This window comes from Streptomyces albofaciens JCM 4342, from assembly GCF_008634025.1.
In the GTDB taxonomy this organism is placed as follows: domain Bacteria; phylum Actinomycetota; class Actinomycetes; order Streptomycetales; family Streptomycetaceae; genus Streptomyces; species Streptomyces albofaciens.
In genome coordinates this window covers 3202515-3219173 of the sequence record NZ_PDCM01000001.1, presented here as the reverse complement: position 1 = coordinate 3219173, position 16659 = coordinate 3202515, and the positions used below count along the sequence as shown (strand labels likewise).

The window sequence follows — 16659 nt, the reverse complement described above, 5'->3', positions numbered from 1 at the left end:
GGTCTGACTCTTACGCGCGGCTGAACGGCCAGCCCCTTGTTGGGCGGGATCCTGGCAGGTTGATGGACTGGCAGGGGACATGAATGGCCGAAGGCTCCCGAAAGAGACCTGAAAGGGTGACGTCGCGTTGTGCGCCGGGCCTGATCGATCTCGCCGGTACCTGACTGCGGCCTTGGCCGTCCGGGTTACAGCCTCTGCAGGACGCCGTGCTGGTCGTTCATGAGAGTGCGGAAGTGGGCGACCAGGCGTCCCACCACGTCGGGGTTGTGGAGGACGACTCCGATCTCGAGGTTGTGGGTGAGGGCTTGTCCGGTGAGGTTCGCGCTGCCGAGGAGAGCGGTGTGCTCGTCGGCAGCGACGAGCTTGGCGTGCAGGGAGGCCTGGCCGGAGCCGTTGCGTCGTTGCTTCGCGGGCCAGTGCCAGAAGTGGGCGGTGAGGGCGCCGAAAGCAGTACGGGCGTCTTGGCGCAGCGGGCCTCCGGCTTCTCGGGAGGATTCCAGGATCACGTCGAGGTGAACTCCCCGAGCTGCAGCGGCGTGCAGTGCGGTGACGACTTCGGGGATCCGGTAGGCCGCGAAACTAACGACAAGCAGGCGCTGATGGGCGGCGCGGATGACCTCGGCGATGACCTGGGCGGTGTACCGGACGGGCACAGCCGGTGTCGCCGGGCCGCTGACGACGAGGTCGACGCGGCGTGACTCGGCGGCAGCGGTGTGAGCGAGGGCAGCGGTCTGCAGGGCGAGAGCGAGCGCGGGCCCGTCCGGGACGGGTTGGGCGGTGTTCCAGGCGCGTATCAGGGTTCGGGCCAGTTCGGTGCGGGGGCCGCCGGGACTGGCGGTGAGCAGCCACGCTTCCGCGTCCGGGGTTGGCGCGGATGTGGTGTTCAGTACGCGGATCCAAGCCCGACGGTGGGCGGTGGGAAGTTCGGCTGCCAGGTGGGCGAGTACCGCGGGAAGGCTGCTGTCGGGCGTCCGCTTCGATTCCGGGCCAGGCGGGGGCAGGGTGGTCATGGGGTGAAGAAGCCGATGGCGGGGCCGGTGAGGGTATCGACTACGAGGGTGCGGTCGAGGTACTGGTTGCCGCGTTCGCAGGTGGTTTCGGCGGCGAAGAGGCAGGCGTGGCAGGCGGCTCCGTACAGGTGGCCGTGGACGCGGGGGTCGTGTTCGGCGCACAGGGGGTCGGAGCTGCACAGGCCGGCGGCGTCGAGGGCCTGGTCGAGGAGGGGGCCGAGTCGTTCGGGGCGGCCGAGGTCGACGAGGCCGCCGAGGGTGCCTTCGCTGTCGGGTGCGGCGGTGTACAGCAGGACGCCGGCCATGGGGTCGGTGCCGCCGCGTGCGTAGATGCGTTCGCTGATGCCGGCGGCGCTGTAGCCGGCTTCCAGTGCGAGCTGGCGGATCAGTACGTGGGAGATGGTGTGCAGCAGCAGGTAGCGCATGCCGGGCCAGCCGTCGTCCGGGTCGAGGTTGCGCTGGGCGCGCCATTTGCGGTGGGCGGCGACCAGGACCTTCTGGCGGGCTGCGACGTCGGGCAGTGCCTCCCAGGCGGCGATGCGGTCTTCCTGGAAGCGCAGGAAGACGCCCTCGCCGCGCATCTCGGCACAGGGCAGCCAGGTGGGGGCATGGGTGGAGAGCGGGGCGAGGCGGTGTTCGTCGGTGCCCAGGACACCCCACTCGGGGGCGTCGATGCGGGTGAAGCCGTACAGGGCAGCGACCTCGCGCAGGCGAGGTACGAGGACGACCTCGTCCAGCCATTCGGTGGCGGTTGCCGGCACGGTGGTGCGGCGGGTTTTGAAGTCAGGCAGGTCGGTGGCGCGGGGGTCGGTGAAGGCCCGCCATTCGGGTGTGGCGAGGTCCAGAGCGTCGTCTTCGCCGGTATCGCCGTTCTTGGCGATGGCGGTGTGGCGGCGGATGGCCTCGAGGACCGCTTGTGTTCCGAAGGGCTCGAGTTCGGGCCAGCACTGCAGGTGCTGCAGCACTTCCCCGGCGTCCTGGTCGTCCAGCACGGTGAGCACTTTCAGTTGCTTGAAGTACTGGCTGACGGCGTGGTCGAGGGGTTCGGTGGCCTTGGGGAGGCTGAAGACGCTCATCTGCATGGCGAACCAGCTGTTGGTGGCGCCCAGGGCCACGGTGCGGGCGGGGGCATCACAGGGCGCGAAGGTACCCAGGTGCGGGTGGCGGCCGCGGCAGGCGGGCAGGCTCCGTGCGGCGGCTTCGCCGTAGGCCTCGGACATGGCGCGTCGGGCGCCGCAGGAGCACTCGACGTAGACGCTGGTGACCTCACCGGTGGTGCCGTGGCCGATCAACTTGAGAGTGCCGCCCGGGCAGGCGTCGGCGCCGCGGTGGACGAAGTAGATCCAGGGAAAGTCGTCCATGTGGCCGTCGGAGCAGGCGAGGACGAAGCGGGCCGGCACGGCGGTGGGCCTGTTGCGGCCCTGGCCGCGGCAGCTGTGCACGTAGCGGGTTCGGTCGGGCGCGTAGGGGCTGGTGATGAGGTCGAACAGGCCGGTGGTCACCGGAGCGAGTCGGTTGCACTGCGGATTGGAGCAGCGCAGCCACCGGGGGAAGAGCCCGACAGGGACGCCGACGCGGGTCCAGTCGCCGAAGGGGTCGGTTTCCTCGGGAGTGTAGGGCGGGGTGCGCAGGGTGGCGACCTGCGGCCCGAGGATCTTGCGGACGGCGGCCAGCAGGCGTTCTTCCGGAATGATCTGTGCGCGATCCAGCTGCCAGTCCTCCAGGCCGAGGAGCATGACGGACAGGTGCGGCAGGTCGGCGATGGCGCCGACGCCGAAAGTGTGGAGCAGCTGGTTGGGGCGCAGTTCCCCGACCCGGGCGGGGGCGGTGCTGGTCACGGGTTTCCTCCGGTGGCGCCGGGCGGGGTGAGCGGGGGCAGGAAGGGCGGCGCGCCGTCGTCACCGAGGTCGTCGGCGGTCAGCAGCAGCCGGACGCTGGGCTCGACGTCCCGCAGCGAGGTGGGGCAGGTCGCGATCCGCCAGGGGCCCTGGTCAGGCTCGTGCAGCAGGCCAGCGATGTCGTCCGCCTTGCTCCATGGGCGGCGGTAGGCCAGACGGCGAGCGGGTACGGCCTGCTCGTTGCCCCAGTGGTCCAGCCGCTGGTCCAGGGCCTTTTCGATCTCGGCGCCGATGGCGGTGGAGCCGGTCGTCTCGGCGGCACGCTGCGCCAGGTGGGCCACCACTTCCTTGGCCAGGGTGCCGTGGCGGTCGACGTCCTGGGCTCGCAGGTTGCCGTTCCAGTCGGCCTCCAGGTTGCGGATCAGGCCTGTGAGCACTCCCGTCAGGCCGCGGTCCACGGCACGTTCGGCGAACGGGGTCACCGACAGTGCCTCGACGCTGCGGTAGATGGTGGCGTGGTAGTGCTCGAACCGCTCGTAGTGGGACAGGTCCCGCGGCCGTGCCCAGTTGAGCACGGTCAGTACCAGGCCCGGGGCGGCACGGCCGACCCGGCTGGTGGCCTGGATGTACTCGGCGGCCGACTTGGGCTGGTTGGCCACCACCATCACCCCCAGCCGCGACACGTCCACACCGACGGCGATCATGTTGGTCGCCAGCAGCACATCGATCGGCCGCTTGCTCCCCCTGCCGCCGCCCTTGCCCTTCTTGACCCCGGGGGCAGAGAAGTCGATCGCGAGCTGGTCGAGGATCTCCGGGATGTCGCTGCTGGACAGCCGGGAGGTCAGCTCCCGCAGCACCAGGTCATAGCGACGGGCCAGCACACCAGCGTCCGCCCGGGCGAGACGAGTAGTGACGTCATCCTCGACAAGGCGGCGCATACCACCCAGCTCGCGCAGGCTGTTGAAGTAGCCGACGAGTGTCATGTAGGGGTCGGTGACCGGGTTGTGGCCGTACTTCTCGTGCAATCGCTGCGCGGCGCCGAGCACGGCAACGTAAACACGGATCAGCGTGGACTTGATGCGCACGCCGTGGGCGCAGATGCCCAGGTAGCGCCGTCCGGGCGTGTCGGGGACAGGCCGCTGCCGGGCGAAGAAGCTGTCGCTCACGTCCAGGCCCTGTGGCGGAAAGATCCGTGTGTGCCGCAGGAACAGGGCACCGATCTGCCGCTGGGCGCGCCGCACGGTCGCGGTGGAGGCGATCACCTTGGGGCGCACTTCCTGGCCGCTGCGGGTCCTCCAGGTGCACAGCCGGTCCACCCCGGCCTCGTACAGTCCGACCAAGGAGCCGAGGGGGCCGGATATCAGGTGCAGCTCGTCCTGGATGATCAGATCCGGCGGGCGCAGCGGGCTCACCGCTACGGTGCGGGCCGCTCGTGCGTTCCCCTTGGCCGGGTGGGATCCGCTCTCCCAGTCGGCGTCCTTCAGGTCAGCGGTCAGGTAGCCGTGGCGCTCGCATCGCTGCGTGACGTTTCCGAACAGGGCTTGTGTCTCGCCCTTCCACGGCAGTTGGGCAAACTTGTCCACGGTGGCGATGACCAGGGCCGGCAGCAGCCGGTAGATCTCCTCGTCCACGACCACCACCGGCAAGCCCTCGCTGCGGTCCTCGCCGCTGCTCGCCCACTCGGTGAACGGGCACGCGAAGTGCGGGTCCGGGCACATCACCAGGGTGCGGCGGCGCACCATGTCGACCTGGATGTCCCGGCCGGCGTTGATCGGGGTGCCGCACCACGGGCAATTGGTCAGCTGGTGCGGGGAGGAGCGGTGCGACTCGCCCTTGTCGTTCTTCAGCCGGGTCAACCAGTCGTCCGCGTGGTCAGTGCGGTTCGGGGTGACCTTGCCACCCACCCACAGCCCGATCCGGAACGGCTCGTCCCCCCACGTGGTCCGATCGGCTTGCCGCAGCACCTCGCAGGCGCAGATCAGCGTCGCGGCCCGCTGGAACTGCTGGATCGTCAGCAGCCGAAGGGTGTAGCGCATCAGCACCGCCAGCCCGGCGTGCGGGTCCCGCCCGCCCCACGCCGGCTGCAGACGCCGCATCGCCAGAGTGAACGCGGTCAGCCCTAGATAGGCCTCTGTCTTGCCGCCACCGGTGGGGAACCACAGCAAGTCCGCGATCCCGCTCTCCCGTCCCCGCTCGGCATGGGTGGGGTCGGCCAGCGAGGGCAGGTTCAACAACACGAACGCCAACTGGAACGGCCGCCAGCTGTGGAATCGCGGGTCCTTGTAGGCGTCCAGTGCCGCATCGAGCGTGATGCCCTGCGGGTCGGTGCGCCGCTTTTCCGCCGCGAGGGAGTGCACGCGCTGCAAGTGCATGGCACGGTTGGCGAAGGCGAACGCCTGACGGGCGGTGGCGTCCCTGACGACCAGCCGGATGCCGGCCTCGATCCGGTCCGCCGCCTCCCGCGCCTGCGACAGATTCGCGTTCGCCTCATGCGCGAAACCGTCCAAGTGCGCGCGTGCGGAACCGATCTCGGCGCCGCGTTCCTCGATCCACCGCCGATAGCCGGTCACCAGCGGCATCAAAGCGGCCTGCAGCTCGGCCGGGCCCATCGCACCCAGCCGCTCCATGTCCGTCACCAGCTCGGCAAGCTCGGGCAGGTCCACGTCGTCCTTGGCGTTGGGCAGGCCGGTCTGCGGCACCTCGTACCAGGGGGCAGCCGTGGTACTAATGCGGCACGCGGCCATCGGATCGGCCGGGTCCGGCTCGACATGGACGGCCACGCCGTGGCCGACGGCGAACTCCGGATGGAACCGGTACGTCATCGCCAGCCGGTTCTGCTCGTTCCGGTCCTCGGCGTCCCCTCCCGAAGCCCGATCCGTCACGCGCCGCAGGAACACGGGGCCATCGTCCAGGGCGGCGGCGGACAGTTCGGCCTGGAACAGCCACGCCTGCTGCTTGTGCGAACTGCCAGGCTGGTCGTTGACGAGAAACAGGGAGACTAGCCAGTTGCCGTCGAAGCGCCGCGCCCGGCCGCGTATACGCACGTGCGGCGCGTCGGGGTGCAGGGGCGCGGGACCAGGGCGCAGGTCGCCCTCGGCGAGCGGCACCGTGATCGAGCCGGACATCGGCACCCTGCGCCACACGGTGGAGCGGTAACTGCCCTCCGGCGCCGGAGCCTGCTCGTACCGCGCCCACGACGCGGACACCGTCAGCTCGCGGACAGCACCGTCCACGCAAGCGGTGAACCCGAACGTCGACGGGAACAAGCTCGGCACATTCGGGGCGTCTGGCTCGGGGTCCCCTTCCTCCCCACCGCTGGGCTCCGCCTCCGCCAGACTGTCCTGCTCGTCCGGTGAGATCACCGCGCCGCTCGGCGCCAGCCGGCCGAGCAAGTACCGGTCGGTGGGGCGCTCCCCGATCTCCTCCTGATCGCCGCCGACCGGGCCGAGCAGGTCCGCCACCACGGCGTCTACCAGCTCATCCCGGATCACAGCTGCCGTCGGCGCCTGCAGCACACCCTCGTCACTCATACAGGCCACCCTAGAGACCGGCACTGACACATCGACAGATCATTCTCAGAACAGGGCATCCGGCGGTGGCATCAGCGCGCCGTCGTCGAAGACGGCGGCGTCATCGCCTTTTCCGCGGCTGCCACCGCCCTTGCCCTTCCCCTTGCCGGAGTGCGCACCACGGCGGACCTCCTCGTCGTAGCGAGCGTGGTTCAGCTCCAGCAACCGGTCCAGCACCTCAACCTGCGCCTCTAGCACGATGGTGAACCGGACGCCCTGGTGCGTCTCATGGAAGCCATGGCCCAGATCCAGATCGGACCAGCCATAGGCCTCGTTGACCGCATCATCGATCTCTACGTGGATCTGCCGCAACCGCTCAATGGCCGGATCGAACACCTTTGGGTCGTGTACCTGGTTGTAGAGCTTTGTCAGCCCCAACTGTCGCTCCAGCATGAGCGTACGGCGGTAAGCGTCCAACTCCTTACCAGCCTTGTCCATGCGGTCAGTGAGGCCAGGCTTGGGGAAGGTCTCGTAGACGTCGGAGGGGGTGTAGCGCAGATCCCCCTTCAAGCTGGATGCCCTTGTGATCGCCCACCAATAGTGATGGGCGCTGGAGAGCAGAGACAAATCGGCATCGCGATCCGTGGCAAAGATGACTGTCTGTTCGCTAGTGACCTGGCCAGAAGGAACAAAAACCGGCAAGGCTGTCTTGCTCACGCGTGCGATCGCCAATATCCGGCCGATACCAGAGATGGCTTGTTGGAGGCCAGGGCGAGGATTCCAAAATTTCCACCACTCATGGACCATTCGCGGGTACTTCTTCGAATCCTTTTTGATTCGCTCTGGCTTGACGTTATTTTCGACGCGTGTCCAACATGTCGGGTATCGACGGGCTTCTTCCTTGGTCATCTCGCCAAAATTGATTACCCAGCGCCTTGCCGAACAATCCGGTCGGGAGTTTAGGTCCTCGCCGTTGAGGTAGGGGAATACGACATCGGCGTTCCGCGGATCCTTCTCTATGTATGCCCGCGCTTCTTCCGGATCAAGCACGAATCCCATGCCGAGGACAATCGAGCCTTGAAATGACTGGCCTGCGTTGACGGTCAGTCGATATGGGTTTCCGCTCACTCGACTGACTACGTCGAGCGCAGGTGTGATGCCACGTACGCGTCTGTCATCGAGCACTGCTGGCTCGTTCTCATGGCATCGTCCCAACCATAGGAGCGATATTTCCAGCGCAGCGGTACCCGGCCACGGCTGGGATTTCACTGCACGATATATCGTTCGACCGCGTTCGACTATTTGATCCAATCCAACTTCACGGGTGTCCCCCTGGGCGATCGTATTAGTGGTTATGATTCCCATTCGACCGGTCGGCGTCAGGGAAGTGTCACGAAGCAGGAAGTATGCGCATAGGTCGGCATTGCCTCGCCTACCTCTGGCAATGCGCTCAACCATATAAGCTCTGTAGTCTTCACCCATGGTCGGTGAAATTTTTTTACCGCCAACAAATGGGGGGTTCCCTACGATGGCGTCGAACCCGCTCCCTGCTGGCCCAAACAGCTCAGGGAACTCCAACGGCCAGTGAAGAGGGCGTATAGGTTCCATCCGATGGCCCCTCAGCCATCGGTCGATTCGCTCTCGCGTCGTCTCTTCCGCCTTGTCGTCGCCGCGCAGTGCGGCCTGGACTTCCTCGGAGAGGCTGGTCAGCCGGTCGTCGTATGAACTCGCCTTCTCCCCGGCGGTGGACAGCGCCGCGCCCACCACTGCGTCGGCGGCGAGCCGGAGCTTGTCGGTTAGATCGTCGGCGTACATCAGCTTCTGGGCCTTGAGCTGGGCCTGGCGGATGTCCACCACCGGCATGGCCGCGATGTCCTGGCGGACTTCGGTGGCGCGGGCGACGATGCGGGCGGTGTCCTCCTCGATGTCGCCGTGCAGGCGAGCGTTGATCTTCCGCCCAACCTCGGGCTTCAAGTGGAAGGCGGTGATTTGATCGATAGAAGTGACGCCGATAAGAGAGTCCCCGTGGCGCAGGGCGTGGTCGAGGAAGCTGAAGGGCTTGTCCTTGGCCAGGGTGACCAGCCATAGCGACAGCTTCGCCAGTTCGACGGCCATGGGGTCGCGGTCCACCCCGTACAGGCAGCGGTCGGCGACCAGGCGGCGGGCAGTGCGGGCCAGTTCGTCCCGGTCGGCGTCCTCACCGACCAGCGAGGAGACATCGGCGGGCAGGCCGTCACGCTTCCACGCTTTGACGAGGCGGTCGGCCAGGTAGCGGCAGGCGGAGACGAGGAAGGCGCCGGAGCCCATGGCGATGTCGGCGACGCGCAGGGCGAGCAGCTGCTCGGCGGGCTTGACCTGCCAGGCATCCGACTCGGCACCTTCCGCGGGTCCGGGGGCGTGGCAGAGCGGGGCGAGGGTGTGTTCGACGACTTCTTCGGCGAGGGTGCGCGGGGTGTAGTGGGTGCCGGTGGCGCGGCGGTCGCCGACCTGGGTGAGGACGACCGAGCCGGCGGGGCCGACGACGGGCCAGCCGCGCAGGTCGCGGCGGAGCAGGCCGAGGTAGGGGCGGATGCGTTCGGCGAGGGTCGCGTTGTTGTCGCAGGCGCTGTGCAGGTTGGACAGGTCGTCCGCGGCCGGTTGGGCGGTGAGTGCCTTTTTCACGGTCGCCGTGGTGAAGCCGGCTCGGGCTTTGAGCCATTCCGCGAACGCCTCGTCCCCTTCCCCATGGGCCTGTTCCAACTCGGCGAGGGGCAGTTCGGGGGCGAGCTTGCCGCCGAGGCCGACGTAGGGCTCGGTGACGCGCAGGCAGGAGAACTCGAGCAGGCCCTCGTAGACGTGGCCGATTTGTTCGACGTCCAGGCCGGCGTATGAGAGCTGCTCGGCGCCGTGCTTGCCGCGCAGGACCAGGAGGGCGTCGAGGATTTCGCGTACGACGCGGTCGCTGACGCGGGTGCTGGTGAGCCAGGGGAAGCGTTCGGGATCGAAGAGGGAGCCGCCGTAGGCGGGGATGCGCAGGTCGGGGTGTTCGCTGCCGCCATGTAGAGCGGTGCAGGTGGCGAGCAGGCGGGGCCAGGCGGCGGAGCGGCGGTCGCCGATCTCGTCGCCGTACAGGCTGCGCTCGTCTTCCAGACGGCGATGGAGAGTGGAGACGGCGTAGGCGTCGGCGTAGAGCTCGGATTCGATGGGCAACAGGCGCTGTTCTTCGGCGTAGAACAGGAAGACCAGGCGCATCATCATGGTCAGTGCGGCCCGGTAGACGTCCCGCGGCGCGACCTGCTCCAGCAACTCTCCACCGGATTCGCGGTCCAGGCGGGAGAGCTCGCCGATGAGGAGGTCAACGGCGGCGCGGACCTGCCGCCCGAGAGTGTCGGTGACCTGAGCATGGGCATCGGCGCTGCGCTGGAAGAGGGCGGCCAGGCTGGTGGTGGGCGTCCCGTCCGGGCCGGCGGCGGGCGGCAGGACTCGCTGGGCGCCGAGCAGGGTGGCGAAGGCACGCAGCAGCAGCCGCTCCTCCAGCCACATGTCGGCGTCGAAGGTAGCCTGGGTGGTGGGTTCGCCGCGGCGGGCGTGGACCAGGACCCACAGGCGACCGTTGGTGACCAGGGCGAGGGGGACGTCGGTGCGGCGGCATGTCTCGGCGGCATGCTCGAGAGCGGACGGCTCGCCCTGAGATGCGCGGGTGAGGCGCTCCTGCCAGGGGCGACGATAGAGGAGCATGCGGGCGGCCCGCCCGCCCTTACCGTCGGGTCCGAGTGCGACGGCGTCCTGGCGCAGGCTGCCGGCACCGGCCGGTGCGGTTGTGAACTCTGTGGGGACGGCAGCGCCTTCGGCCAGGAGGGGGCCGCTGTAGGAGAGCACTTCGCGCAGGATCAGCTCGGACCAGGCAGGGGCGAGGAGGTCGGGGGCCGCGTTGACCTCGGCCCATCCCTGCCTGAGGCGGTCCACGGTCTCGTCCGGGACGAGGTCCAGCCCGTGCTGGAAGACGTCGGTGAGTACGGGCAGCGCGAGGAACGGGCCGTCGGCGGGGAGCAGGCGCAGCCAGTCGGCGTGCTGATGTGCCGGAGTGGAACCGGTGGGCTTCTTGGGGCGTGGCATCAGCGTGCACCTCGGGACAGCGCGGAGGGGACCAGGAAGGTGACGGCGGCGGGGAAGTAGCGAGCGGTGGGGTCGGCGTAGCGGCGGCGCAGCGCCGCGGTCTCCTGCTCCCGCATGCCGGGGATGGCCTCGAGCCGTTCGGCGAGGGCGGCGCGGTCCTTGCGGAGCTGGTTGGCCTCCGCTACGACCTCGAAGAGGCTGGCCTGCTCCCAGTGGGCGTGATCGTTCAGGGCACCTCGGATGGAGTGCTCCAGGTCCGCCAGGATCGTTTCGATGCCGGCGACTTCCTCGTCGCAGCGGCGCTCGAGCAGGCCACCCAGGCTGCGGGCCCGCTGGTCGGCGCGCACCTTGAGGGCCCGGCTCAAGGACTCTTGCAGATCAGGCCACAGAGTGGTGAGGCGGTCGAGGAAGGCGGTGGCGGGCAGTTCCTCGGTGGCGGCGGCGAGCCAGGCGGCCAGGTCCGTCTCCTTGGCGCGGGTCAGCTTGCCGCCTTCGATCAGTCCGCCTGCGGTGACGATCTCCTCGTGCAGGCGGGTGCCTTCGGCCCCGGTGACGACGACGCGACCGTGGGCGATGACGGCAGGGGCGCGCAGGACGTCGCCGGGAACCAGGCGGGCGGTGACGCGGGAGAGCTTCGCTGCGGCACCGCCGGCCCATATCTCGGCGCGCAGCAGGCGCAGGCACATCTGCACCAGCCGGTGGCCAAGGTGGAGCAGTACCACGTCGGTGCGGTCGGCGGCGGCGTCGCCGTCGAAGGTGACGAGCCGCTCGACGCCGGTGACCGGATGGTACAGACCGTCGTTGCGGGCCTCGGCCCAGGCGCCGGGCAACTGCGGAAGGCGGAAGCACGCGGCCCGCATCCCCTGGGGCGGCTCGGCGGTGAGGAGATCCTTGCCGTGGGCCAGGGCCAGGCCGGTGCGCACCACCCGCTCGAGCGTGGCCGGTGAGAGGTTGAGGTCGGTGCGGCTGCTGGAGAGGGTTTCGGTGAGTCGCTCGAGATCTCGGGCAAGGTCGCGTTCAATCTTCAGTACGGCCCGGCCGGAGCGGCGGGTGATCTCCGCGTCCGCGGTCTGCCAGTCGGTGCGCTTGCCCAGCATCTTCTGCTCTACCTGGGCGGCGATCACCTCGCCGGCGCTGCCGAGGTCCTCACGGATCTGGTCGACCTTGTGCGCCGCGTGGTGCAGGAAGTAGAGCTCGTTCTCCAGGGTGCCCTCGGCGAAGGCGTCGGGGTCCGCCTCGGCCTTCTCCCAGCCGGCGGGCACGAAGTGGTAGACCTCCACCCGGGCGGCGTGCTGGCCGTGCCGGTCGATGCGGCCGTTGCGCTGCTCGAGCCGGTTGGGGTTCCACGGGATCTCCCAGTGCAGCAGCCGGTGGCAGTAGCGCTGCAGGTTGATGCCCTCGCTGGCCGCGTCCGTGGCTAGCAGGATGCGCGGCTCGCCGCCGGGCAGGTCGGGGGACTCCTGGAAGACGTTCTTGACGTGCTCCCGCTCTTTTTCGTCCTGGCCGCCGTGCAGCTGGGCGATCCGCTCGGTCGGCACGCCGGCGGCGATCAGCCGCTCGTACAGCCAGCGCTGAGTGTCGCGGTACTCGGTGAAGACGATGACGCGCTGGTCGGACCACTGGCCATTGGGGCGGACGATCGGGTCGAGCCAGTCGGTGAACGCGCGGAACTTGCCGTCCGCCCGATCCTGCGCATCTCGAGCCCAGGAACGCAGCTGCTGCAACAACCGGCGTTCCTCGTCCGACAACGGCGGCGCGACTTCGCGGACGGCGGTGAGCGCCTGAGTGGCGGCCGGGGCGAAGGCCTCATCGTCGCCCGCGGTCTCCTCAAGCCGGTCGATCAGTGGCCGCAGCACACGACTGCCCGCCTCTCCGACCGCCCCCGCCTTCGCGTCCGGCTCGAAGGGGCCCGTGGCGCGGGCCTCCATCGTCGCCAGGTGCGTGTCCACCGTTTCGGCGAACGCCTTCGGTGAGGAGAACAGGCGCTTTTTCAGCAGCGTGGTGACGAAGTCCGCCGCGGTGCGCTGCGCTGTCTGGCCGGCCGCCCGGCGGCGGCTGGCCGCATAGACGGAGAGCATGCGGTGCGCCTCACGCTCGGCCTCGTCGTAGTGGACCGGCAGTTCCTGCAGTACGCGCTTGGGAAAACGTGGGGTGCCGTCCCAGCGGGGCGGCAGGTCCCGCTTGAGGCGGCGCACCATCACCCGCGCGAGCTGCTCCGGGTTCGGCTTGACTCCACGGGCGAAGCGCTGATCGTCCAGCAGCTCCAGCAGCGCAGTAAAGGACTCCAGGTAGCCGTTGTGAGGGGTGGCCGACAAGAACAGACGGTGCTCGCAGTGCGGGGCCAGCGCGCGGATGGCCTGAGTGCGCTGGGAGTCCACCGCGTAGCGGCCGTTGCCCGAGGGCGCACAGGTGTGCACCTCGTCCACGATCAGCAGATCGAAGGCGCGCGGATAGCTCGGCACAGTGGGCAGGACCTCGCGCAGCAGGCGCATCGGCCGCTCCCGCTTGAGCCAGTCCACACTGACGATCAGCCGCGGATAGTGCGTCCATGGGTTCGCGTACAAGCCCCGGGAGCGGCGCAGTTCCTTCAGCAGCTTCGTATCGACTATGCGGAAGTCCAGGCCGAACTTGTCACGCATCTCATCGCGCCACTGCACCGTCAGGCCGGCCGGGCACACCACCAGCATCGTCCGAGCCCGGTGGCGCAACATCAGCTCCTGCGCCACCAGTCCGGCTTCGATCGTCTTGCCCAAGCCGACGTCGTCGGCGACCAGCAGGTTGGTACGCGGCATCGACAGTGCCCGCACCACTGGATCCAGCTGGTATTCCTCGATCTGGACACCCGAACGGAACGGTGCCTGCAGCGCGGTGCGGTCCGCCGAGGCGACCGCTCCCCAGCGCACTGCGTCCAAAAAGGCATCCAGCCGCTGCGGCTCGTCAAAGCCACGCTCAGGGGTCGGCAGGGAGTGCTGGTCGTGCGCGACAGCGCCGTACTCCAGCTCCCACACGACCCGCAACTCCTCGTCGCGAGCGTCGTCCTCTATGGACACCAGGCTCACCACATGCTGGGGCGGTGTCGTGAACGACCCGGTCGGATCGCTGGAGGCGACTGTGCCCGCCAGCACACCCGACACGATCCACTGCCGGTTCCGAACTGTCACCAACTGGCCCGGCGCCGGAGCCCCCACCCTGTCGGACACAGCAAGATCAGGCATATCTGCCCCCTACCCCTCGAATCCCCCTCCCCCACAGCTGTGACGGACCATCACAGTGCCCATTCCGAGAGGATGCAGTGGAGATCTTATGCAAAGTTGGCGCTTTGTCGATGCCCCGTGCACCTTTTCGACGAGCAGAATCGATACAGCGCCGGCAGACCGGCGCTCCGCCTTCTTCGACGAGCCGGTGAACCACGCGCCCAGATATCGACCTCGCCGTTGGTCTGCGGCCGGTAGGTCGGGGTGTGCTTGCGGGGTGATCCAGGCCGCGTTGGCAGGGCGTTGCGCCAGTCGCCTGAGCGGTAACAAGCGCGCCGTTGTCGGTCAGTACCCGCTCGCCGGTGATCCCGGCCTGAGCGAAGAGGGTGTGGGACCGCTGCCGGAAGTCGGTGGCGGCTTCCTTCGTTTCGTCGGTGGCGATCTTCCTGTAGGTGAGACAGAAGTGGTCGTCGACGGCAGTGTGCGCATAGTTATAGCTGGCGCTCCTGCGGTTCTTGAGCCTCGCTGCCCGGCCGAGGACCCTGTGTCCGCCGCCATCGGGTACGTTGCCGGACTTCTCGATGTTGACATACGCCTACTCGCCGGGCTTCTCACGTTCGTAGCGGCGTATGACCCGGCTGGTCGCCCGGTGCGGAAGCGCCAGGCGGAACAGCCGACCTGTGCTTGCGGCACGGCTCCGCTGGCGTCGTCGAGCAGCATCTTCTCTTCGCCAGGCTCACGGTGATGGCGCTGTCATCCTGGCGAGAGGACGAACTGTGGGTGGTAGTGCTGTCCCAGGACCCTGCACCCGTATGGACTCCGGCGGCAGTTGCTCGCTCTCCGCCCTTCGGCTGGACGGAAACAACAGGGCACAGGGCACGGGCAGCCTGGGGCCGTCAGTCGGTCACAGCTCGGTCAGAGGCACGCGGCAGCGTGTCCAGTGGACGCTCCAGTCGCCGTCGAGCGGGTAGGGGCCGGCCTCCCGCACCCGTTCCGTCACCGGCTCCAGGTGGCTCCGCAGTTCTTCGAGACCGCCTCTGCCCAGCTCCTTGGTGTCAGCATCCAACTCCAGCTGGAGGTACATGACGTGGTCCTCTCAGCGGTGCTTCACACTGAACTCGACGGTGTAATAGCCGTCGGTGCCCTGGCTGTAGATGGACGACACATAGTGCTGCGTGATCGCCGAGCGGCTGCCCGAAGCCTGACGACCCCGTTCGTCACACGGCAGCCAATCCGGACTGGAGCGGGCTCGGACTGGTGCTCGGGACCTTGGCGCTGATCGCGACTCTCTCGCTAGTGATCACAGCAGCGCCGAACGGGTGGTTGTTCGTCGGCGGGGTGATCGTGGGGAGCGCCGCAGCATCGACAATCCCCAGCTCCGCCTGCCGCACGGACGCGGCGCACAGACCCTGCGAGAACCGCAGGCCCTTCACCTGGACCAAGACCGCGGACGAGATCCTGAAATCCCTCGCCGACTATCCCACCAAGGTCGCTCCGCCAGCCACCGAGAATCAGCGAGAGACTTAAGTCCGCGATTTGAGGCGCATCACACTAGACCAGGTCATGGTTCTCGATCCATGCAAGCCCTCCGAGGTCGAGGTGACGACGGGCCCGCGTTACAGCTACATAAGCGAGGCGGGCATCGGTTGCACTCACGGGTTCCGGAGCCGGACAGCCCCGGTCGTCGAGTCGGTTGGCGTCCGGGGGTGGCGGGAAGTCATCGGCGATCTTGACCTTGGCCCATTCCCGGCCTTTGGCCTTGTGAGCGGTCGAAACGGTGACGTCGGCCCGTTTCTCGTCGGTCAGCGCATCGATCGCAGCGATGATGGCCTGTGGACCGTAGGTGTCGACGAGTTCCACGAACGGTTGCAGGTCACGACCTGCGGGATCGTGCTCGGCGTAGTCCTGCAACTCACCCCACGAGGCGAACAGCACGAGTTCCGGGTGGGAGGTGCGCCTTCCGTCCTTGAGGTCTCGGGCTGCAAGAGCCAGCGCAACCAGCGTTTTCCCGCCCCGGGCCAGAGCGACGCGGTGGCCGCTCGAGAGCAGCCTCATGACCTCCGCCATGGCCCCGATGTTGGTACGACACAGAACAGCGTCCGGAGAGCTGACCAGGCCAACTTCTGTGGTGATCGAGTCGGTGCCCGTCAGCCGGATGGGCACCTCGGTGAGCGCGAGCCACAGGTTGGCCTGTTCTGCAAGGAGCGGGCCGAAGCGAAACGAGCGGGTCAGGGTCAGGTGGGTGGCGTCGAAGCCTGTCATCACGTCTCGGGCTCCGCGCCAGCCGTAGATGGCCTGGGCGGAGTCACCGACCATGACCAACTGGGCGTGTGCACGCTGTGCGGTGAAGACCTGTTCCAGGACTGGATTGGTGTCTTGTGCCTCGTCGAGGAAGAGGAAGTCTGCGTCGATCTTCGGTTCTGTCAGGGCCCACATCTTCAGGTAGTGGTCGTGATCGAAGCGAACCACGCCCTGCTCGGCATCCTGCAGATCGCCCCAGGCCTTCTGGGCGAAGGGCATAACCGCCTCGGCGAGCTGGGCGTGCTCAACGTGTGTTCCGAGGCCGCGCAGTGTCGGAACGTGGTGAGGCGCCAGAGATCGATCGGCTGATTGGCAGAAGCGGGTCACGGTGCGCAGGACGCTGTGCGACAGGGCTCGGTGGCTGATTTCGTGGCCCCCGATGCGGACCGGAGCGGTGATCCCGAGGGCTTGCCCGATCCTCCATGCTGGTTGACGCGGGCTGTTGAGGCGGCGGGCGTAGCGGTGACCGAAGGCGGCGTAGGCAGTGGCATGGGCGGTCTTGCACACAACGGACCGAGGGAATCGGGTCGAGGCGTCGTGTGCGATGTCCTTGTTGAAAGCGAGATAGCGGCCGCGGCGTTCGGTGCTCGCAGCGAGCAGGCCCAGTGTGCTGGTCTTACCTGTTCCAGCGCCGGCCTGCAGCACGAGGTGGCGGCCGTCGCGGAGGACCTCGATGGCGCGTTCCTGTTCATCGGTGGGCGTGTGCAACAAG

General features: G+C 68.1%; 7 protein-coding genes. All 7 read right to left on the bottom strand.

Translation table 11 applies throughout. The features are described from left to right. Positions 1-185: 185 nt before the first annotated feature. The gene (gene drmC, locus CP973_RS14445) at positions 186-1010 is read right to left on the bottom strand and encodes a DISARM system phospholipase D-like protein DrmC (protein WP_150240788.1); all 825 of its coding nucleotides are present in this window, start codon (positions 1008-1010) and stop codon (positions 186-188) included. After that, on the bottom strand, positions 1007-2848 hold the full coding sequence (gene drmB, locus CP973_RS14440; protein ID WP_208853183.1) for a DUF1998 domain-containing protein: 1842 nt from the start codon (positions 2846-2848) through the stop codon (positions 1007-1009). Before drmB ends, drmC begins: the two co-directional genes overlap by 4 nt. Beyond that, on the bottom strand, positions 2845-6378 hold the full coding sequence (gene drmA / locus CP973_RS14435; protein ID WP_150240785.1) for a DISARM system helicase DrmA: 3534 nt from the start codon (positions 6376-6378) through the stop codon (positions 2845-2847). Before drmA ends, drmB begins: the two co-directional genes overlap by 4 nt. A gap of 45 nt (positions 6379-6423) precedes the next feature. Continuing rightward, on the bottom strand, positions 6424-10452 hold the full coding sequence (locus tag CP973_RS14430; RefSeq protein ID WP_150240783.1) for an Eco57I restriction-modification methylase domain-containing protein: 4029 nt from the start codon (positions 10450-10452) through the stop codon (positions 6424-6426). After that, entirely contained in the window at positions 10452-13667 is a 3216-nt protein-coding gene (gene drmD, locus CP973_RS14425; RefSeq protein WP_150240782.1) for a DISARM system SNF2-like helicase DrmD, read from the bottom strand. The genes CP973_RS14430 and drmD overlap by 1 nt, the downstream gene beginning before the upstream one ends. 883 nt (positions 13668-14550) lie before the next feature. Further along, positions 14551-14730, bottom strand: coding sequence for a hypothetical protein (locus CP973_RS14420; protein WP_150240780.1), 180 nt, complete (start codon positions 14728-14730; stop codon positions 14551-14553). Between the two features lie 467 nt (positions 14731-15197). Continuing rightward, positions 15198-16655 (bottom strand): UvrD-helicase domain-containing protein, encoded by a 1458-nt coding sequence (locus tag CP973_RS14410; RefSeq protein WP_150240776.1) that lies wholly within the window; start codon positions 16653-16655, stop codon positions 15198-15200. Positions 16656-16659 lie beyond the last annotated feature (4 nt).

Coding starts and splice junctions, on each gene's coding strand:
- drmC (WP_150240788.1), bottom strand. CDS start 1,010: ATGACCACCCTGCCCCCGCCTGGCCCGGAATCGAAGCGGACGCCCGAC.
- CP973_RS14420 (WP_150240780.1), bottom strand. CDS start 14,730: ATGTACCTCCAGCTGGAGTTGGATGCTGACACCAAGGAGCTGGGCAGA.
- CP973_RS14430 (WP_150240783.1), bottom strand. CDS start 10,452: ATGCCACGCCCCAAGAAGCCCACCGGTTCCACTCCGGCACATCAGCAC.
- drmA (WP_150240785.1), bottom strand. CDS start 6,378: ATGAGTGACGAGGGTGTGCTGCAGGCGCCGACGGCAGCTGTGATCCGG.
- drmD (WP_150240782.1), bottom strand. CDS start 13,667: ATGCCTGATCTTGCTGTGTCCGACAGGGTGGGGGCTCCGGCGCCGGGC.